This is a genomic window from Methylocapsa sp. S129, from assembly GCF_009765995.1.
GTDB lineage: Bacteria > Pseudomonadota > Alphaproteobacteria > Rhizobiales > Beijerinckiaceae > Roseiarcus.
Map to the genome: position 1 here is coordinate 284,346 of NZ_LMUI01000016.1, position 19,989 is coordinate 304,334.

Sequence of the window (19,989 nt, forward strand, 5' to 3'; positions counted from 1 at the left end):
ATAGATCGTCTGACTGCAATCGTCCATGCTCTTTCTCGACGCAATCGCCATCCGTCGAACAAACAAGCTGCGGCGTGCGGGAGACCGACAATGACTTTTCAGATCATGGCGCTGATCATGACGTGCGCCGGCTGCCTTCTCGGCCTCCGCTTCATCTTCGCCGGAGGTTCCGTGCTCAAGGAATGGGGCGTCGAAACGACCCCGGGGTCGCTTATCCTATTTCGCCGGATCGGCGCGATGTATCTTGCCCTCGCCCTGATGTTCTTCCTCGGACGAGCCGCGGCCCCCTCGGATATGCGCTCGGCAGTGTGTCTGGTCATGGGCGGAGCAATAACGCTGCTCGCGGGTCTCGGCCTCTTCGAGTTCCTGGCTCGACGCGTCGGGCCTGGCGTCTTCCGTTCGGTCGTCGGGGAGGCTGTGCTCGCGGCGGGCTTCGTATGGGTGTGGTGGGACGGTCAGTGACCGCACGGGCATTTGCCCCGCCTGAAGCCAATCGTCCTGCACACAACCGAAATCAGGACAGACCGAGGTCACTGCCTATGAAACGCATCCAATATCTCCATTTCGGGGCGCCGGACGAACTGCGGCTGGACGAGGTGAAGCTGCCCGACGCCGGGAAGGGCCAAATTCGCGTCGAGGTCTGGGCGGCGGCGGTCAACCCAATGGACGGTAAGCTTCGGCGGGGCGAGATGAAGGCGATTTCCGGGTCCCGGTTTCCGCGCGGACTGGGCCATGATTTCGCCGGGGTGGTCGAAGCCGTCGGGCCGGGGCTAAAGCGGCTCAAGGTGGGCGATGAGGTCTTCGGCGTCACCTCCATCCGTCAAGCGGGCGCGTTCGCGGAATATCTTGTCGTGGACGAAAAGAACGTTGCGCTCAAGCCGCGATCCTTCTCGTTCGAGCAAGCGGCCGCCTTCACCATAGTGAGTTTGACGGCATGGAATGCGCTGGTGACGAAGGCAAGGCTGAGAGAAGGCCAGTTAGTCTTTGTCACCGGGTGTCTGGGCGGGGTTGGACGTGCTGCGGTGCAGATAGCGCGCATGCGCGGCGCCAACGTCGTCGGCAGTTGCAGCGCGTCCGGGCGCGAGGAATCGCTGGCGCTGGGCGTGAGCGAGGTCGTCGACTATCGCGCATTCAACGTCGTTTCGCATCGGCATCGCTTCGACGTGGTCTTCGATACCGCGGGCGCGCTGTCTTTGAGCCAATGCAGTGCGATGTTGAAACGCGGCGGCTTGTCGCTGCACATCGTCCCCACCTTCGCCAAGATGATTGGTTGCCTGCTCCCGTCGCGACATCACCTGGTGTTCGGCAATCCCACGCTACGAGCCTTGGCCGGCATCGCCGAGGCGGCCGAGCGAGGCGAACTCGTTCCGGCGATTGGCCGTGTCGTGCCGCTATCTGAGGCCATCTCGGCTGTCGTCGAACTGGAAAAAACAGGCTCGCCCAAGGGAAAGCTGGTGATCGCTCCCATGCGATAGCCTCTCGGCGTTCAATTGGGGCATACGCAATTCCCAAAGAAAACTACCCGTCGGCGATCCGCTGGACCGTGCGCCCGCTTTCGGGCGGTTCATCCGCGCTGAGGAATGACCGCGATGGGCGCAAACTGTCGGTCGCTCCGGGGCGGACGCAAGGCCCGCAACAACCCATAGCTACCCTGCGTGGCGGCCTTTTTGCTGTGCGCGAAGTATGTGATCCCGGCAGCTTCGTTCCGCCTCGCTTACCCTTTCAAGCGCGCTCCGCCTACCAGATCGTATAGCCGCAATCGACCACCATCAGCGCCCCGGTCATCGCGCTGGAGGCGTCGGCGGCCAGGAACAGGATGGCGGAAGCGATCTCGTCGGCGCGCGCCACCCGCTTCATCGGCGTCATCTCCATCCAGACTGGGAACAGCGTGGGCTCGGTGAAGCCGCCGCGCGACATCGGAGTGTCGACATAGGTCGGCGCGACCGTATTGACGCGCACGCCGCGCTCGGCCCATTCGCCGGCGAGCGAGCGGGTGAGATGATGCACGCCGGCCTTGGCGGCGTTGTAATGCGCCTGGCGTTGCGGCTTGTTGGAAATCAGGCCCGACATCGAGCCGATGGTGATGATGGAGCCGCGCCCGCGCTGCAGCATCGGCCGGGCGAATTCGCGGCACGACCAGTAGACGCCGTTAAGGTCGACATCCAAAACCTTGCGCCAGACTTCGTCGGCCATCGATTCGCCCGGCGTGTCGGGCCAGGCGATGCCGGCGTTGGCGACCAGGATGTCGATGGCCCCATGGCGCTCGTTGGCTTCGCGCGCCGCGCGGCCGACCGCGTCGGCGTCGGTGACGTCGAGCAGGACCGCGTCGACCGCCCGCCCTTTGGCCAAGAGTTCGGCGCGGCCATTCTCCAGCACTTCGGCGTTGTGGTCGGAGATGACAACCTTGGCGCCCGCCTCCAGCAGGGCTTCGGCCGCGGCGAGGCCGATACCGCGGCCGCCGCCGGTGATGAAGGCGGTCTGGCCATCCAGTTTGTATTTCTCGAGATACATGTTCCGTTTCCCTGCCATTGTTCATCTGCGCGTAGGGCGAAGAGTCAAGAATGCGATTCAATGTTCAACCGCTTGGCCGTCATCGCCGCTCTTCCTCGCGCCCAAAAAAATCAAACGCCGCCAGCGTCAGCGCCTCCGCCAGCCCCATCAATTCCTCAGCCTCGACGAATTCATCGGCCGCGCCCATAGCGTTGGGCGTCAGGCCGCACACCACGACCGGATGGGCCGCCGCCCGGTAGAGCCGCGCGTCGGAGGCGCCGACGCGCATGTTGACGACGGGCTCCACGCCCATCGCCTCGCGCACGCAAGCCGCCATAATGCCAACGATCGGGCTTTCCGGGTCCGTCCAGCTCGGCTCGTAGCTCTGAATCCACTCGACCGCGACGCCCTCGAGGCCGACGATCTGTCGCGCGATCCAATCTTTGATCTCGGATACGTTGACGCCGAGGGGAAGCCGGATGTCGGCCGTCGCCTCGGCCGCGTCCGGCACGAGATTGGGCAGGCGGCCGCCCTTGATCGTGCCGAAAGTGACGGTGACCTTGCGCAGCACGTCGCTCTCGCCGACGCCCGACAAAGCTTCGGAAACGGCGGAGGCCGCCGCGATCGTCTCCAGCACTTCCGCCGGCGCCCGCACAGCAAAGTCGCGCAGCGCGGCGATCCCCGCCATCGCGGCGACCAGCTTGTCGATCGCGCTGTCGCCGCGATGAACATGGGCGGCATGGGCCGAGCGGCCTTTCGCCTTCAGCCGCAGCCAGATCAGCCCCTTTTCGCCGATCCGCAACACGCGCGGCGAGCCGGCGTCCGCGCAGATCACGGCGTCGCCATGCGCATGCGCGACATGATCGAGCAGGAATTGCGTGCCGAGCCGCCCCATCGTTTCCTCATCGCCGGCGAAGGTCGCGACGATCTCGCCGCGCCAGTCTGAACGCGCGGCGGCGAGGCTTTGCAGCGCAAAAAGACTGGCCGCGAGGCCGCCTTTCATGTCCGAGACGCCAAGGCCATAGATCCGGCCGCCGATTTCCGCGCCGGTAGTGGAGGCGGTCCATTCCTGGAGGTCGCCGAGCGGAAATGTGTCGAGATGGCCGTTGAAGATGAGGCGCGGGCCGTTGCCGGCCCCTTTCAGCCGCGCGACGACATTATGGATGCCCTCGCCGGAGGCGTGCCGTTCCGCCGTCACGCCGGGCATGGCGTTCAGCAAATCCAGCATCGCGGCCGCGATGGCGCGCGTATCGCCGGGTGGGTTTGGGCTCGGTATGCCCAGCAATTTCAGAGCGATGTCAACGACCCCGCGCCGGTTTGCCCGCGCCTCGGCCGCCAGCGCTTGTCGGTTTGGATTGGGATCTGCGCGCGTCATCATCTTTGCATCCTGGCGTGAAATCGTGGGGCAGGGGAGCCCCTATGGCCTTGGTCATCTGCTTGGCATGAAGACATGCAAGCGTGGGGATTGATTCACGAATCCCGCATTGAGGGCTAGCAATGACCGATAAATTTAGCTGGGACGAAATGGAAGACGATCTGGCCATCCAGGAACAGCGCGCCGTAGCGATTTACGAGAATCCGAGGGGCGACACGGTCGTCCGGCAGGCGGCCGAGCAATCGCCGGATGAGGATCATATCGTCATCATCAACCGGAACAATCTCGCCGCTTTCGTCGGCGCCTTGCAGCGCCATCTCGAAAACCAGCAGCAGCACGATTCCGCCCATCCGCGCAACGCGCATTAGCGCGGGGCGGTTCAATCAGTCCGCTGTCATTGCGAGGGAGCGTAGCGACGAAGCAATCCAGACTTTGGCTCCGATAGCCTTCGTCTGGAACGGCTCCCGAAGCGTTCATGCGAGGTGGTAGAAGTTCCTCCTCTTGCCGTCCGCAAGCTGTGGATCATCGCTGCGCCTGAAAGAAGTGTACGATCGTTAAATGTCGCCGCATTCGCGAACCTGCCGCGATCGCGCTATTGTCGCCGCAGGCTTCGAATGCGCACAAGCGCGTAAAAAAGCATAGATGGTGGAAGCCCAAGCCATGGAGGTCCTCATGGAGCATCCTGCAAGCCGGCGCGATCTTCTGCTGACATCGCTGCTGGCGGCGCTGCCGCTCGGCCTGTCGGGCGCGGCCGCCTCGCCGCTCGATCCGGCGCAGACGATCATCAAACTGCCGGCCGATTTGCAGTGGAAATCGAACCCGGCCAATCCCGCGCGCAGCGTCGACATGTGCCCGTTGGTGGGGGACCCGGAAGCGTCGGGTCTCTACTACACGCTGGTCCGCTGGTGGCCGGGCTATATGAGCGCGCCGCATAGCTATACCAGCGATCGGCTCTGCGTGATCGTCTCTGGAATCTGGTGGTGCAACAGCGGCGCCGATTTCGACCCCGCCGCCTGCGTCCCCGTGCCGGCCGGCAGTTTCGTGCGCCGCGTGGCGGGAACGCCGCATTACGACGGGGTGATCCGCAGCCACAACGAGCCGGCCGTCATCGCGATCTGCGGCATCGGGCCCGTCAACTACAAGATCATCGATCCGTCGCTACCCTTTGTGCGGCCGGTGTAAGCGCTCCGGCCGTGTCATTTCGGCGGCCGCAAAGGGCTGGAACTATTTCCCGCACGCCAAGTTATAGGTAGATCGATTCAATCCAGATCGTCATGGCCGGGCTTGTCCCGGCCATCCACGCCGAGCTGCGACCGCTAACCTCGTAGGTTGTTTGCAACGGCGCCGCGTGGATGGCCGGGACAAGCCCGGCCATGACGGCAGGGAATTGAGAATTGAACGGTCCAAGGCGTCTCCCGGGGAAAAACAGGCATGTACCTCTCAAACGAAAGTCTCCTCGTCATTCTGTTCGTCGGCATTGTCGCCGGCTGGCTGGCGGGCAAGCTCGTGCGCGGCGCCGGATTTGGCCTCATCGGCGATTTGGTCGTCGGCATCATCGGCGCGTTCATCGGCGACTGGCTGCTGCCGCGCGTCGGCATCCATCTGGGCGTTGGAACCGTCGCTTTGATCATCAACGCGACCATCGGCGCCATCGTGCTGTTGCTCGTCCTCAGACTCGTCTGGGGCGGCGGCGGATGGGGCGGCCGCCTAGGTCGACGCTGGTAGCGGCGCCGATCAGGCGCGCTATCGTCCGATCCCGCGAAACTGACGGTCATAAACGCTGACAATCTCGTCGCGCGCCTCAGGCGCGCGGCCTCAAGATCGAAGCCCGCGCGTTGCGCCGCCTCGATGGCCTTGAAAAAGCAGCCGCGCGGGCCGGCGACAGCCCTCTATTCGACCGGCGTGAAGTTTGTCGAAATATCGCGGGCGTGAAACTCCAGATCAGCTCGGGCGAATGCCAAGTCTCGGTACGAGCGTCGCTGACCTCGCCGTGAACCGTTCCGTACGCTCTGGTTGCGACGCCCGCGTTTATAGCGTGCTTTCCTCAGGGCGCTCTTGGCGCGGCGCTGGAGGCTCGGCAAGCCTTGGCAATCCCGTAATCCATGTCCGAAGCCCACGCCGGAGCCTCCTTCGTGAAAGTCGCTGCTCGCTGTCTTGCCTCGCTGCTGTGGCTCGCCGGCGCGCCTGTCGCGGGGGCCGCGGAGCTCGGCGAAACCATCCCGGGCCATCCTGGCCTGACCTATTTCGACATGGCGAAGCTTCTGGTGACGGACCTTGATCCTTCGGGGGACGGCGCGGAGCATGCGATCGTTCCGTTCACCCATATCGAAGGCAAGGACTCGACGGTCGAAGCGCAGCAGGACGTGACATTGGACGCTTCCGACATCGACGCCATGGCGATCCCGGGCGATCCGTCGCGCATCGTCGTTCTTGTCGACCTTGGTCACCAGGAAGGTTTTGTCGCCCACGCGGAATTGCTTGCGCTGTTCTCGCTTGCGCCGGCGCCCAGGCTCCTTGACGTTGTGGAAGTCGGGACGGCCGAGTCCATTGGTTTCGCGCAGAAGGAAAAGCCGGCGATGCTGGCGGCGCGCGCCCCGCTCATCCTCATCGACAGCGAGCATGACGATGCAGATCTGTCCCTGAGCTCGGTGGAAATGATCTTCATCCGCGGCGACCGGTTTCAGTTCATCGGCGCCTTTTCCACCTTCGATGAGAAGCTCTGCAGCTACAACCAGATGGAGCCGTGGTCGGTTGGCATTGTTCCGACCTCCGGCGCCTATCCAGCGATCCATGTCTCCGTGCAGGAGCGCATCGCCGCCACGGGCGCGGAGGGTTGCGGCGACCAGCAAAAGACGCCGCGATCGCGCGTGACGACCTATCAGGCGAATTATCGCTGGGACCCGCGCGCACTGCGCTTCACGACGCCATCGACGCAACTGAAACAGCTCGCCAGGGAAAACGACAAAGCGCCATGAAACGAGGCCACTGCCTTTTTGCGTCCCGTAATCGGGCCGTCATGAAAGCCTTCGCCTTCTGTCTCGGCGCGCTGTTCTGGCTCTGCGTCGCGCCGGTCGCCGCCGCCGATCTTGGCGATACGGTCCCAGGCCATCCTGGCCTGACTTATTTCGACCTGATGAGACTTGTCGTCACCGACCTCGCGCCCGGCGGCAAGGACGGCGCCGTCGGACATCAAGTCATGCCCTTCGAACATATCGACGGCAAGGAGGCGAAAGGCGATCCGCCCGAGACGATCGCCCTGCAATATATCGAAACGATGGCCATTCCCGGCGACGAATCCCGGATCGTCATCCTCGCCGACCTCGGCCCCTCGGAGGGCCAGGTCGCCGACGCCGCATTGCTTGCGCTCTTCGTCCTCTCGCCGGCGCCCAGACTGCTCGATGTCGTCGAGGTGGGAACGGACCGCTTCACCAGCTTTTCCGACGCCAAGGTCGGGCTGCTCGCGCCGCGCACGCCGCTCATTCTCATCACCAGCACGCATAGCAATTCGGAGCAGACCTACCTCTCGACAAAAGTGATGTTCGTCCGGCGCGATCGCTTCCAGTTGATCGACGCCATTTTCACCTTCGGCGAAAGAAGCTGCGCCTATGACCGCACGCAGGAGCCTTCGTTCACCATGTTCGCCGGTCCGCGTCCCTATAGCGCGGTGCATGTGTCGGTGCTGGAGCGCGTCACGCTGACCGGCGAGGCCTGCGACGATCAGAAGGCGCCCCGGCCAAGCGTTGCGACCTATCAGGCGAACTACCGCTGGGACGCGCGCCGCCAGCGCTTTACGACGCGATCGGGGGAACTGGACCGGCTCGCCGCCGAAGACGCGAAACGGTTCTGAGGCGGACCGCCGAAAACCGCCGCGGTCCCGGCGCGGCCGCCCCACGCCGTCGACGGCGTTTACGTCATTCTGGAAATGGCTGTATTGCTTGACGACAAGCTTCAGGACAAAGCGCGGATCGCCGATGGATGCGAAAAAGACCGCCGCCGCCGAGCGGCAAATCGAGCGAACGACCGCCAAGCCTCCGGTCTTCGAACATGTGGAGACGAGCGCAACGGAATCGTTCCTCTGGCGTCTCGACGATTATCCCTGGGAGCGGAACGTCTGGAATTTTCACCCGGAATGCGAAATTCATCTCATCCGCTACGCATCGGGCGTCGCCCTGACTGGCGACCATATCGGCCATTTCGAACCGGGTTATCTCGCCGTCGTCGGCGGTGGGCTGCCGCACGATTGGGTCACCAAGGTCGAGCCGGGAGAATTGCTTCCCGGACGCGACATCGTGCTGCAGTTCGATCCTGAGCGCCTCACCCGGGCGGCGAAAGAATTGCCCGAACTCAATCTGGTCGAACAATTGCTTTACCGCGCGCGCAGGGGCCTTGCCTTCCGCGGCGAGGCCCGGCGCCGTGGCGCGGAAATCCTTGAGACCATGGGCAAGACCGAGGGGCTCGCCCGGCTGGCCTTGTTCTTTGAACTGCTGCATACCCTTTCCCTTTCCGACGAATACGAAATCCTGTCGTCGGAATCGTTCGCGCCAAATCTCGACAAGCAGACGCTCGACATCGTCCATCGCGCGTTGTCCTATGCTTTGGCGAACTTCAACCGCGACGTCAAAATCACGGAATTATGCGAGATGTTCGGCATGAGCGAGACCGCGTTCTCGCGCTTCTTCAAGAAGAACAGCGGCAATACCTTCACCGACCACATCACGAAACTCAGGATCGGCGAGGCCTGCAAATTGCTCGCCGGCTCAAAGACACCGATCACCGAGATATGCTTTGAGGTCGGCTACGCCAATCTATCGAATTTCAATCGCAATTTCCGCAATCAGCGCGGCATGACGCCGGCCGAATATCGACGGCTCGCCGAAGCCCGGCGCGGACGGCGTTGATGCAATGCTGCGTTCAAGGGGCTATTTGTAGCCATTTTGTGCATCGCACAACGCAATAAAGTATCAATTGATGACAACATGCGCGCTAGCCCGCCACGCGCTCGCGCCTATTTTCTCCCCTCAGCGACGGTCCTCGGATCGATCGCTTCCGCGATATGGCGGCAACGGGCGCAGGCCCGGGTTCAACCGGCGACGCGGACAACACGAGCCTGAGGGAAGGGAACGACAATGGGCAAGCTCTCAATGCTTTCGGCGAAGTTCGCGGGGGCGCTTCTGCTCTCGACGATCTTGGCCGGCGCGGCGTCAGCCGAGGGATGCAGCGGAACCATCAAGGTTCTGTCACAGCCGCGCGACGGACTGACGCTTCTGGAAAAATCAAAGGACGAGTTCACCAAGCTCAGCGGCGGCGCGACGTTTGAAATCGACAATCTCAACGAAAACGATCGCCGCGCCAAGTCGAAGGCCGACGCCTCGACCATCGGTAAGTACAATGTCTACTATGTCGACGAAGCGAATGTGGCGCTCTTCTCCGCGGCAAAGTGGATTGTTCCGCTTCTGGACTATTATCCCAAGGAATATGACTACGCCGATTTCGACCCGGGCCGTCAGAAGGTCGCGACAGTCAACGGCACAGTCTGGTTCGCGCCGCTGACGGGGGGCGGCGACATGATGGTCTATCGCAAAGACCTGCTCGAAAAGGCCGGCGTGCAGCCGCCCAAGACGCTTGACGAGTTCATCGCGGCGGTGAAAAAGCTGCATGACCCCGATCATGGCGTCTATGGCGTCGCTCTGCGCGGGCAGCGCGGATCGGGCGCCAATGTGTGGCGTTGGATGCCCTATTTCCGCGGCTTTGGCGGCAAGTGGTTCGATGGCGATACGCCCGCTTTCGACAGCGACGCTTTCGTGAAGGCGACTCAGACTTATCTCGATCTGTTCCAATATTCGCCGCCTGGAACCAAGACGGGAAGTTGGGACGAGTCCACCGGCGCCTTCCTCGCCGGCCAGGTTGCGATCCTGATCGAATCGACGCCGTTGACTGGCGAAGCCCTCGATCCCAAGGTTTCGAAGGTCATAGGCAAAATCGGCTTCTTGCCGCCGCCTTCCCCCCTCACCGGCGGCGGCTATGGCCACGGCCTGGCGATCGCCGCCAAGGCCAACAAGACTGACGCGGAAAAGAAATGCGCGGGCCTGTTCATCGCCTGGGCGACTTCGAAAGAGAACGAAATGCGCCGCCTGGCCGACGGCGAGTTCAGCGAACTCAATCGGACCAGCGTCCTGACCAGCCCCGAATTCGCCAAACAATTCGGCGCGGATTTGGGCCAGGCGCTCGCCGATACCGCGAAAGTCACGGCCGTCAACTTCTGGCAGGATCCCCGCTGGCCCGATCTGGGCGATCATTGGGGCATCTCGCTGGAAGAACTGATTACCGGCACGCGCACCGACATCAAGGGCGCCGCCGACGAGTTGAACGGGTTCGCCAAGACGCTCGTCGCCAAGAAACAATAAAGGCGGGAATGTCTCGGCCGGGGGCGTCCTCCTCCCTGTGTCCCCGGCGCGATTTTAAGAAACTGGGCGGCGCGGCCCGCGCCTCGCCGCCGGCTTTCCAGTGTCTCAGTCCTCGCGCCCTTTTCAGGCAGGGCCGGGCCTCCAAGCGAACAGGGGCGCCTCCATGAGGGCCAAGAACAATTATCTGGCCGCGACGTTCATCACGCCGACGATGCTCGTCCTCGCCGTTTTGGCCTTCGTGCCGACGATTTACGCGATCAACATTTCGCTTCAGGACCGCGAGCTGTCCGGTTCGGACGCCAACTACGTCGGGCTGAGCAATTTCATCCAGCTCTTCTCAGACCGGCGGTTTCTCAACGCCGCTTTCGTGTCGCTCAAATGGGAGCTCGTCACCGTCAGCGCGACGATGATCATCGCCGTTCTGCTGGCCATCATGATGTTCGAAGCGCTCTCGCCCAGGTTGCGCAATGCTTTGTCGCTGGTGTTTTTGATGCCGGTGCTGTTGCCGCGCGTCTCGGCGGCCTATGTCTGGAAATTCGCGTTCCACCCGCTTTTCGGGTTGGCGACCTACCCCTACAAGGCCCTCACGGGACAACCGCTCGATCTGCTCTCGAACCCCAACACGGCGCTGGCCACGGTCGCCCTGGTCGACGCCTGGCAATGGGCGCTGTTCTTTGCCGTCATCATCGTGAAATTGCTTGAAACGCTGCCGCCGCAGCCATTTGAAGCCGCCAAGCTCGATCATGCCAGGACCTGGGAGATCTACGCCTATGTGGCGATCCCGATGCTGAAGGCGCCGTTGATCAGCCTGACCTTCGTCAAGATGATCGAGTCGCTGCGCGCTTTCGACCTTATTTATGTGATGACGCGCGGCGGGCCGGGAATCACGACCGAGACGCTCGACATGTATGCTTTCTCGCAGGGCTTCATTGAATCGGGAAAAATCTCCTACGCCTCCTCGATGGCGGTGCTGATGATGATCGTCACGACCGTCGCCTTCACGATCCTTTGGAAGCGGGTGCGCACATGAATCGCGTCCGGCCGGCCATCTGGATCGCCCGCGTCATTCTCGGCCTGGCGGCGGCGATGGCGATCGTCCCCGTGCTCTGGACGTTCCTCAACGCCTTCAAAAACAGAGTCGACATCGTCACGCCCGCGCCCGTCTTCATCTTCACCCCGACGCTCGATAATTTCATCTATGTCCTTGGCCGCGAGAGCGTCCTGCAAGGCCTCATCAATTCGGTGATCGTTTCGGGGGCGTCGGTGCTGATCGGCGCCCTATTCGGCTTGCCTACCGCCTACGCGGTGGCGCGCCATCCCTCGCGCCTCACCGGGGAGATTCAGTTCTTTGTGCTCTCGCTACGCTTCCTGCCGCCCGTCGCCGTCGCCATTCCGCTCATGGTCATCTGGCTCGACGCGGGCCTCTACGACACGCAGCTGTCGCTGATCACAACCTATTCCCTGTTGACGATCTCGACCACCGTCTGGCTGGGCATCCCCGCTTTCCAGCGCGTGCCCAAAGAGGTCGAAGAAGCCGCCACGGTCGACGGCTACGGTCCCTACGCGGTGTTCTTTAAGGTCGCCTTGCCGATCGCCTCGCGCTCGCTCATCGGCGCGCTCGCCTTCAGCTTCGTGCTGGTCTGGAATGAATTCCTGATCGCGCTGATGCTGACGACGTCCGACGCCAAGACGCTTCCCATTGTCGCTTCCGAATTGACGCAGCTCGGCCGGGACGTCCCCTGGGGCATCCTGAACGCCTCCGTCATTCTGCTGTCCCTGCCGCCATTGCTGTTCATCGGCGTGCTCAGTGGTTTCCTGAACAGCATCGTCAAGAAGACCAACGGATAGAAAGCGGTGACCATGCGCGCACTGGTGCTCGAAAAAAAAGGCGAATTGTCGCTTCGCGAGATCGATTTGCCGACCGCGATGGGCCGCGACGATGTGAAAATCGCCATGGACACGGTGGGCGTGTGCGGCAGCGACGTCCATTATTACACCCATGGCCGCATCGGCCCTTATGTCGTCAATGCGCCGATGGTGTTGGGCCATGAGGCAGCGGGCGTGATTGTCGAAATCGGCGCCGGCGTCACGTCCCTTAAGGTCGGCGATCGCGTCTGTATGGAGCCGGGCGTGCCCAACCTTTCCTCGCGCGCGTCCAAGCTCGGCATTTACAACGTCGATCCCGCCGTGACGTTCTGGGCGACGCCGCCGGTGCATGGCGTCCTGACCGCTTACGTCGTTCACCCCGCCGCGTTCACCTACAAGCTGCCCGACAACGTGTCGTTCGCCGAAGGCGCGATGGTCGAGCCCTTCGCCATCGGGATGCAGGCGGCGGCGCGGGCGCGGATCGTGCCCGGCGATGTCGCCGCGGTGATTGGCGCAGGGCCGATCGGCATCCTGGTCGCGCTCGCGGCTCTCGCTGGCGGGTGCTCGCGCGTCTTCATCGCCGACCTTGCCGAGGACAAGCTCGCCATAGCAGGGGGCTATGCGGGCATAATTCCGGTCGACATTAAACAAGAGACGCTCGCCGCTGCCGTCGCGCGGCATACCGACGCCTGGGGCGCCGACGTCGTATTTGAAGCCAGCGGCAACCCCCGGCCCTATGCGGACATTTTCCAGATCGTGCGCCCGGGAGGCGCCGTCGTGCTGGTCGGCCTGCCCGTCGAGCCCGTCGCGTTCGACATCGCCGGCGCCATCTCGCGGGAAGTGCGCATCGAAACGGTGTTCCGATACGCCAATATCTTTGACCGCGCCCTCAACCTGATCGCCTCCGGCAAGGTCGACCTCAAGCCGTTGATCACCGGCGTGTTCGATTTCGAAGAAAGCATCGCGGCGTTCGAGCGCGCCGCGCGCGGTCTGGCGACCGACGTGAAGCTGCAGATCAAAATGCCGCCGGCGAAGGGCTGAATGCGATGGCGAAGATCAGTTGTTCGAACTTGAAGAAGTCCTATGGCTCGGTCGAGATCGTGCGCGACTTCAACCTGGAGGTCGACGATCACGAATTCGTCGTGTTCCTCGGGCCGTCGGGCTGCGGAAAGTCGACCATTCTGCGCATGATCGCCGGGCTCGAAGACATTTCCGGCGGCACAGTGGCCATCGGCGGCGCCGTCGTCAACGATCTGCTTCCCCGCGACCGCAACGTCGCCATGGTGTTCCAGAATTACGCGCTCTATCCGCACATGAGCGTGTTCGACAACATCGCCTTCGGGCTGCGGCGGATGAAGGTCTCGACGGCCGAAATCGATCGCCGCGTGCAGGACGTGTCGGCGATCCTCGGCCTCGGCCCCTATTTGCTGCGCCATCCGACGCAATTGTCGGGTGGGCAGCAGCAGCGCGTCGCCATCGCCCGCGCGATGATCAAGACGCCGCAGGTCTTTCTGTTCGACGAGCCGCTTTCGAATCTCGACGCGAAACTGCGCAACCACATGCGCGTCGAGATCGCGCGCCTGCACAAGAGACTGGAGACGACGACGATCTATGTCACCCATGATCAGCTCGAGGCGATGACTTTGGGCGACCGGATCGTGCTCCTGAACGGCGGCGTCATCGAACAGGTGGGGACCCCTGCCGAAATCTACGAGCGGCCGCGCACGCTGTTCGTCGCCGGCTTTATCGGCACGCCGAACATGAATTTGATTTCCGTGACGATCTCCGATGGCGGCGATCGTTGGCGCGCGACGTCCGGCGCGCTGAGCTTCGCATTCGTGCGGGAGCGGTTCGACCTGAAGGATGGGCAGAAGGCGGTCCTCGGCGTGCGTCCATCCAATTTCGTCGAAGCCGCGCCGTCGGCGACAGACAACGTGGTCGAAGGCACGGTGGATCTCGTCGAATATATGGGCGACGCCGCGCTGCTCGACGTCGCGCCGCGCTCGGGGTCGAGCGACGCCAGACAGATCGCCGTGCTTGTCGAAGCCCACCGAAGCCCGCGGCCCGGCGCGGCCATTCGCCTGACGTTCGATGAGGGCGACGTTCACCTCTTCGATGAAAGGACGGGGTTGTCGCTGCTGAAGCCGCGTTCAAATTGACGACTTGACGCGGGGTCGTTGGCCTGGCGTCGAGAACCGCATCCGCCGGCGCGAGATGATTGAAGAACAGCACATCGACGGAGAAAGCGCGGCGGCATTCGACCGAGGCGCCGATCTTTTCGGCAACCGCCCTCTCATGCTATTTGAGGCTCAGAATGCGATCCCTTCACCTTTGCTGCGCTCTTTGTCGGCCGATGGGGTTGCAATGAGACTCACAGAAGGCGCCGGTTGGGAACGCGCAAGGCCGCGACGCTCATCGTCGGCATTCTGCTCGGGCTTAGCGCCGCGCCAGCGCAGATGCCCCCGGAGGACGCTGCGGTATGGCTGGTCGCCGACCGCCGCCTGACGGTTTACACGCCGGCAGGCTCTGGGGCTTTGGCGCTTTATGTGTCGCAGGATTGGAACCGGCCGCAGCCCGCGGTCACCCGCGCCATCGTCACCATCCATGGGATCGAGCGCGCCGCCGATTTCAGCCGCACGATCGCGGAAGCGGCGCGCGCCGCCTCCAAGCTCGATCCCGAATCGGTGCTGTTGATCGAGCCGCAATTCCTCAACGATGGGGATGTCGCCGCCCAGCATCTGCCGGCTGAGACGCTGCATTGGGCCCATGCGAATTGGGAGGGCGGCGACGACGCTCGTGGGCCCGCGCCCATCAGCAGCTTCGCCGCGCTCGATGCGATTCTGGCGCGACTGGCCGATCGCGGCTTGTTTCCGGCCCTCAAGGACGTGGTCGTCGCCGGCCACTCCGGCGGCGGCCAGCTCGTGCAACGCTATGCCGTCGCCAGCCGCGGCGAAGGCGCGCTGGCCAAGGCGGGAATTCATCTGCGCTATATCGTGGCCAACCCGTCCTCCTATGTCTATTTCAGCCCGGAGCGGCCGGCCGGCGATGGATTGGCGCCGTTCGACGCCGCCGCGTGCCCAATCTATGATCGTTGGAAATATGGCATGACCGGGTTGCCGCCCTATCTCGCGGGTCAGGATGCCGCGGCGCTGGAAGCGGCCTATGTCGGACGCGACGTGATCTATCTCCTGGGCGCCGCCGATGACAACCCGAACCATCCGGAGCTTGATAAGACTTGCATGGCCGAAGCCGAGGGGCCCAATCGTTACGCGCGCGGCCTCGCCTATTTCCGTTACCTGCAACGGCGACATCCAACCTCCCTCTCGCACCGGCTGCTGCAAGTTCCGGATGTCGGCCACAACGACGATATATTCAATTCCGCGTGCGGTCTTGCCGCGCTCTACGATCTCCGGGGCTGCGCCGGAGATTGAACGCTACGGCGCTTTGCCCGGCGCGGGCGTGAAGGCGCTGACGAAGGCGTCGCGGTTGGGCATCGCCACTTTGGGCAGCGTCTTGGCGTCGAGAATCGCGTCCGCCGGCACGAGATGATTGAGGAACAGCACATAGGCCGAGACCGCATAGACTTCGTCAGGCGACAAGGATTGCGGCGCGTTGAACGGCATCGCGCGATGAATGAAATCATAGAGCGTCGTCGCATAGGGCCAATAGCTGCCGACCGTCTTGACGGGCTTTGGCGTTGCGATCGTTCCCGCGCCGCCGGCGAGCGCGTCCATCGGCTTGCCTTGGCCATGATCGCCGTGGCACGCCGCGCATTTGTCGGCGAAGATTTGCGCGCCTTGCGCGACGCTTCCCTGGCCGGGCGGCAGTCCGGCGCCATCTGGCGCAACGTCGATGTTCCAGCCCGCGATCTCTTCGGATGTCGCCGGTCGTCCAATGCCATAATCCTCGCCAGCGCGGGCAGGGGCGGAAATGCTGAGGAGGCTCGCCGCGAGCGCGGCGGCGATGAATGCCTTAGCCCGCATTTGTCACGGCTCCATCGGCGGCGACCTGCCAGTTCTGAATGGCGTTGTAGTGGTAGTACGATCTTGCGTCGCGCTGCTTGAGCAGCGCCTCGCGGCTCGGCTGGACGGCGCCGGTCTCGTCGGTGGCGCGGCTCGACAACAGAGCAGGGCCGCCTGGCCAACGCCAGGGCAGGCGAAAGCGCGTCAGGCATTTGGGCAGCACCGGCTCCTGCAACGCCGCGTCGCTCCAGGCGCCGCCGCCGTCCGTGCTGACCTCGACCCGCGTCACCTTGCCATGGCCCGACCAGGCGACGCCGGAGATTTCATGGAAGCCAGGCTCGGCAAGCTTTTGTCCGCCCGACGGCGAGGTGATGACCGATTTCGCCTCCATCACGAAATTGAACTGGCGCACCGATCCGTCCGGCATGATCCAGCTATATTTTGAAGTCTCCTCGCGCGTCTGCCATGGCGCTTCGCCCAATTTCAATCGGCGCAGCCATTTCACGCTCGTGTTGCCCTCATAGCCCGGCAGCAGCAGGCGCAGCGGATAGCCCTGTTCGGGACGCAGCCTTTCGCCATTCTGCGCATAGGCGAGCAGCGCGTCGTCGAAAGCCTTTTCGATCGGAATGCTGCGCGTCATCGCGGCGGAATCGGCGCCTTCGGCGAGCATCCAGCGCGCCTCGTCCCGCACGCCCACCGCGTCGAGCACGGTCTTGAGCGGAACGCCCGTCCATTCGCAGCAGGAGAGCAGCCCATGCGTGTCCTGCACGGTCAACGCGGCGTCGGGCTTGCCCCAGTTCTGCGTATTGCCCGAACATTCGAGAAAATGCAGGCGCGACGTCGCGGGAAACCGCAGGATGTCCGCCATCGTGAAGATCATCGGTCTGTCGACGAGGCCATGAATGATCAGCCGATGCTGCGCGGGGTCGATGGCGGGCACGCCGCCATGATGGCGCTCGTAGTGCAGGCCGTTCGGCGTGATGATGCCATGCAGGTCTTGCAGCGGCGTCAGGCTCACCGCCGCCTGCCGCGTCGGATAGGGCGAGCCGCCGGTTCGCTCGCGCCTGATTACGCCGGCTTCGAAGGGCGAAGGCTGGCCGTAAGGCGGGCTCATCACTTCGGCGCCCGGCTGCTGCTGCCACTCGGGAACGCCGGGCGGCAGGTTGGACGTCGGCGTCTCGGCCTCAGCCGTCGAAGCGGCGAGGGCCGCGCCGGCGAGGCTTGCGGCGCCGGTCAGGATTTCGCGCCGGGACGCGGATTTATTTGTATAGCGGCGGACCATTCAGTTTTCCCCCTCGAGGGGGCCAGCGACGTTTCAAGCCATTGCAGCGCGGGGGCAAAAAACGAACGCGCGCCGAGATGACGGCGATGCTGGCGAAAACGAGATCGGCGGTCAAAAGTTCGACGCCAACCATTCATATAGTCGATGCCGCGCGTGGAGGCGACAAGCGCCGACATCTATATCGGTTCGACCATCGCTTCCGATTTCGGCGCGCCTTCCTCTGTTTTGGATATTTCTCTCCCCGTTTTTTTCGCCCAGATCGCTGTCACGATCGGCACGAGGACGGCCGTGATCAGGCAAGAGGCGGCGACAAGCGCGGTCGCTGCGGGCGCGACGGCTTTAAACTTGGGAATCATCTCGCCGATGATCGTCGGATTGGCGACCGCCGCGCCGGCGGTGCTCGACGCCGCGAGGCCGGCCGTGCCGTTGCCGCCGCCGATATATTTATCCGCCAGCATGAGCGGTATGCCGGTGACGACGATGACGCCGAGTCCGAGGATGATGCCGGCCGGTCCGCTCTGGATGACAACGCTGAGGTCAATCCCGCAGCCGAGCGCAAAGCCGAAGAATGGAATGAGGGGATTGACGCACCGACCAAAAAACTCACGCAATTCCGAATCGAGATTTCCCAGAGCGAAGCCGATCAGGAAAGGCAGAACCGCGCCGATGAACAGGCGCGGCTCGAAGACGGCGACGCCTGTCGCTCCCAAGATCATCATGCTGATCAGAGGTCCCGATTCAATGGACATCAGGACAAAGGCGCCCGCTTCCTCCTTCGTGCCATATTGCTGCATGACCGCCGCGTAAAGGCCGCCGTTGGTCATATCCATCGAAGCGGTGACGGCGAGGACCGAAAGCCCCGCGAATAATCCGGTTTTTATCCCGTCATCGGGGAGGAGTTGGGCGGCGATCACGGTGCAAATCGAGGCTACGGCGATTTTCGTCAGCAACAATGTTCCCGATTTGCGGATCACAATGGCGGTGGCGCGCAAATCGATCGTCGCGCCCATGCAGAAAAACCAGACCGCCAGAATGGGCACGGTCCCGACGATCAGGCCGTTGGTGAACGAGCCGAAATATTTGCCGGCGTCGGGCGCGAAAGTCTTGCACAACACGCCGAGAATGAGCGGGAACAACATGAGGCCGCCCGGTACTTTTTCGACAAATCTTTTGATCCTCATATTGAATCTCCTCCCCTTTTATCATCCCGTTGGGACGATTATCGACGTAAAATGCGTCAACGGGAAGGAGAGGGGCGATGGCGCCTTTGTCCGCCGCTCCGCTCTTCGATGCCTGGCTCACTTGATCTTGCGGCTGAGTAGTTCGATGGAGCGGGGCTCCTTCCTATCGGCTTTGGCAATGAGAATGGCGCCGGCCCGCCGCCACAACAAGGCGCTAAGCAGGCAAGATCAAATCCGCACGATTGCGCCAAGCCCATCCTTGCCGCCAAGCGAAAGCAGGCCAGCCCGCAAAAGGCGCGCGGTTTGAGTCCGATCGCGGACTCGAAAATGCAGAAATGGAGAAGGGCCGAGGCCCTTCTCCCTGCTTTGGCTTAATCTCAATCGTAGAGAACCGCCGCGACTTTCGGGTCGGTAATGTTCGACTTGTCGTACCAATAGAACCCGGTGTCGATGACTTTGGGCAGCTTCTCGCCCTTCAGCGCCTTCAACGCCGATTCGACGACGCACTTGCCGATGCCGACCGGGTTCTGCGTAATGGCGCCGGCCATTGCGCCCGAAATGATCGCTTCCTTTTGCTCCTTGCCCGAGTCGTAGCCAATGAGCACGAGCTTCTTGCCCGATTCCTTGACGCCGATCGCCGCGCCTTCCGCCGACCCTTCATTGGCGCCGAAGATGCCCTTGAGGTTCGGGTTCGCCTGAATCATCGCCTTGGCGATTTCGGCCGACTTCAAATGGTCGCCGGCGCCGTACTGGACGCTGACGATCTTGACGTTCGGATGCTTGGCTTTCATCTCGTTGAGGAAGCCGTCGCGCCGATCGATGCCGGTGCGGCTGGTCTGGTCATGCACGATCACGGCGACTTCGCCGGCGTCGCCGATCATTTCCGCCATTTTGTCCGCGGCGAGGCCCGCGGCTGCGAGATTGTCCGTCGTGCAAGTCGTCAGCGGAATGTCGCTGTCCACGCCGGAGTCGAAGGCGATGACGGGAATATGTTCCGCCTGCGCCTTCTTGAGAAGGGGAATGGCGGCCTTGCTGTCGAGCGCGGCGAAGCCGATCGCGTTCGGGTGCTTGGCGAGGTCGGCCGAAAGCATATCGATCTGCTTGTCGACCATCGCTTCGGTTTCCGGCCCTTCGAAACTGATTTTGGCGTTGCCCTCCTTGGCTGCCTGTTCGGCGCCGGCTTTCACCGCCTGCCAGAACTGGTGCTGAAAGCCTTTGGAGATCAGCGGAATGTAGATGTCATCCGCGCGCGCGGCGCCGCTCATGACCAGGATAGCGCAGACGCCGACAGCGGCGCTGAATTGTCGTCGATTCAACATGGGTTTCCTCCGATTTACAATTGCTGTGATTTTAGCTTTCATCGCCCCTTGCTGAGGCGACGACGATCCTAAGCTTATGGTTCCCTGCTCCTCCCCTGTTAAAAACGTTT

General features: G+C 63.0%; 20 protein-coding genes. 14 read left to right on the forward strand and 6 right to left on the reverse strand.

The features are described from left to right. Window positions 1-90: 90 nt before the first annotated feature. Both GSQ90_RS10620 and GSQ90_RS10625 read left to right on the forward strand, forming a co-directional pair. Window positions 91-462, forward strand: a complete 372-nt coding sequence (locus tag GSQ90_RS10620) for a hypothetical protein (protein ID WP_158814797.1) — start codon at window positions 91-93, stop codon at window positions 460-462. A 77-nt stretch (window positions 463-539) separates the two neighbouring features. Continuing rightward, window positions 540-1,475: an NADP-dependent oxidoreductase gene (locus tag GSQ90_RS10625; RefSeq protein WP_158814798.1), complete on the forward strand. Its 936-nt coding sequence runs from the start codon at window positions 540-542 to the stop codon at window positions 1,473-1,475. A gap of 262 nt (window positions 1,476-1,737) precedes the next feature. On the opposite strand, the gene GSQ90_RS10630 is transcribed toward GSQ90_RS10625, so the two are convergent. Both GSQ90_RS10630 and GSQ90_RS10635 read right to left on the reverse strand, forming a co-directional pair. Beyond that, window positions 1,738-2,511 carry an SDR family NAD(P)-dependent oxidoreductase gene (locus tag GSQ90_RS10630; protein WP_158814799.1) on the reverse strand — a complete coding sequence of 258 codons (774 nt, stop codon included), beginning with the start codon at window positions 2,509-2,511 and terminating at the stop codon, window positions 1,738-1,740. A 79-nt stretch (window positions 2,512-2,590) separates the two neighbouring features. Beyond that, the gene (locus GSQ90_RS10635) at window positions 2,591-3,868 is read right to left on the reverse strand and encodes a M20/M25/M40 family metallo-hydrolase (RefSeq protein WP_246731520.1); all 1,278 of its coding nucleotides are present in this window, start codon (window positions 3,866-3,868) and stop codon (window positions 2,591-2,593) included. A 119-nt stretch (window positions 3,869-3,987) separates the two neighbouring features. On the opposite strand from GSQ90_RS10635, the gene GSQ90_RS10640 reads away from it, so the two are divergent. From GSQ90_RS10640 to GSQ90_RS10695, 12 genes are all read left to right on the forward strand, one after another. Continuing rightward, window positions 3,988-4,233, forward strand: a complete 246-nt coding sequence (locus GSQ90_RS10640) for a hypothetical protein (RefSeq protein ID WP_158814800.1) — start codon at window positions 3,988-3,990, stop codon at window positions 4,231-4,233. 304 nt (window positions 4,234-4,537) lie between these two features. Beyond that, window positions 4,538-5,047, forward strand: coding sequence for a cupin domain-containing protein (locus GSQ90_RS10645; RefSeq protein WP_246731521.1), 510 nt, complete (start codon window positions 4,538-4,540; stop codon window positions 5,045-5,047). A 249-nt stretch (window positions 5,048-5,296) separates the two neighbouring features. Continuing rightward, on the forward strand, window positions 5,297-5,590 hold the full coding sequence (locus tag GSQ90_RS10650; protein WP_158814801.1) for a GlsB/YeaQ/YmgE family stress response membrane protein: 294 nt from the start codon (window positions 5,297-5,299) through the stop codon (window positions 5,588-5,590). A gap of 407 nt (window positions 5,591-5,997) precedes the next feature. Next, a complete protein-coding gene (locus tag GSQ90_RS10655; RefSeq protein ID WP_158814802.1) occupies window positions 5,998-6,840 on the forward strand; it encodes a hypothetical protein in 843 nt (280 codons plus the stop codon). A 41-nt stretch (window positions 6,841-6,881) separates the two neighbouring features. Next, entirely contained in the window at window positions 6,882-7,712 is an 831-nt protein-coding gene (locus GSQ90_RS10660) for a hypothetical protein (protein WP_158814803.1), read from the forward strand. Window positions 7,713-7,836: 124 nt separating this feature from the next. Further along, window positions 7,837-8,763 carry an AraC family transcriptional regulator gene (locus GSQ90_RS10665; RefSeq protein ID WP_158814804.1) on the forward strand — a complete coding sequence of 309 codons (927 nt, stop codon included), beginning with the start codon at window positions 7,837-7,839 and terminating at the stop codon, window positions 8,761-8,763. Between the two features lie 228 nt (window positions 8,764-8,991). Further along, the gene (locus GSQ90_RS10670) at window positions 8,992-10,269 is read left to right on the forward strand and encodes an ABC transporter substrate-binding protein (RefSeq protein ID WP_246731522.1); all 1,278 of its coding nucleotides are present in this window, start codon (window positions 8,992-8,994) and stop codon (window positions 10,267-10,269) included. A gap of 163 nt (window positions 10,270-10,432) precedes the next feature. After that, complete coding sequence (locus GSQ90_RS10675; protein WP_158814805.1) at window positions 10,433-11,299, forward strand: carbohydrate ABC transporter permease; 867 nt, start codon at window positions 10,433-10,435, stop codon at window positions 11,297-11,299. After that, complete coding sequence (locus tag GSQ90_RS10680; protein WP_158814806.1) at window positions 11,296-12,117, forward strand: carbohydrate ABC transporter permease; 822 nt, start codon at window positions 11,296-11,298, stop codon at window positions 12,115-12,117. The genes GSQ90_RS10675 and GSQ90_RS10680 overlap by 4 nt, the downstream gene beginning before the upstream one ends. Before the next feature lie 12 nt (window positions 12,118-12,129). Beyond that, window positions 12,130-13,176: an NAD(P)-dependent alcohol dehydrogenase gene (locus GSQ90_RS10685; RefSeq protein ID WP_158814942.1), complete on the forward strand. Its 1,047-nt coding sequence runs from the start codon at window positions 12,130-12,132 to the stop codon at window positions 13,174-13,176. Between the two features lie 5 nt (window positions 13,177-13,181). Then, window positions 13,182-14,294: an ABC transporter ATP-binding protein gene (locus GSQ90_RS10690; protein WP_158814807.1), complete on the forward strand. Its 1,113-nt coding sequence runs from the start codon at window positions 13,182-13,184 to the stop codon at window positions 14,292-14,294. Between the two features lie 228 nt (window positions 14,295-14,522). Further along, window positions 14,523-15,566 (forward strand): alpha/beta hydrolase, encoded by a 1,044-nt coding sequence (locus tag GSQ90_RS10695; protein ID WP_158814808.1) that lies wholly within the window; start codon window positions 14,523-14,525, stop codon window positions 15,564-15,566. Between the two features lie 3 nt (window positions 15,567-15,569). Here the strand turns inward: GSQ90_RS10695 and GSQ90_RS10700 are convergent, their stop codons facing one another. The 4 genes from GSQ90_RS10700 to GSQ90_RS10715 all read right to left on the reverse strand — a co-directional run bounded on the left by GSQ90_RS10700 (window position 15,570) and on the right by GSQ90_RS10715 (window position 19,879). Next, the gene (locus tag GSQ90_RS10700; RefSeq protein ID WP_158814809.1) at window positions 15,570-16,118 is read right to left on the reverse strand and encodes a c-type cytochrome; all 549 of its coding nucleotides are present in this window, start codon (window positions 16,116-16,118) and stop codon (window positions 15,570-15,572) included. Next, the gene (gene soxC, locus GSQ90_RS10705; protein WP_158814810.1) at window positions 16,108-17,379 is read right to left on the reverse strand and encodes a sulfite dehydrogenase; all 1,272 of its coding nucleotides are present in this window, start codon (window positions 17,377-17,379) and stop codon (window positions 16,108-16,110) included. Before soxC ends, GSQ90_RS10700 begins: the two co-directional genes overlap by 11 nt. Before the next feature lie 176 nt (window positions 17,380-17,555). Beyond that, complete coding sequence (gene kdgT, locus GSQ90_RS10710; protein ID WP_158814811.1) at window positions 17,556-18,560, reverse strand: 2-keto-3-deoxygluconate transporter; 1,005 nt, start codon at window positions 18,558-18,560, stop codon at window positions 17,556-17,558. A gap of 377 nt (window positions 18,561-18,937) precedes the next feature. Further along, on the reverse strand, window positions 18,938-19,879 hold the full coding sequence (locus tag GSQ90_RS10715) for an ABC transporter substrate-binding protein (RefSeq protein WP_158814812.1): 942 nt from the start codon (window positions 19,877-19,879) through the stop codon (window positions 18,938-18,940). Window positions 19,880-19,989: the final 110 nt, after the last annotated feature.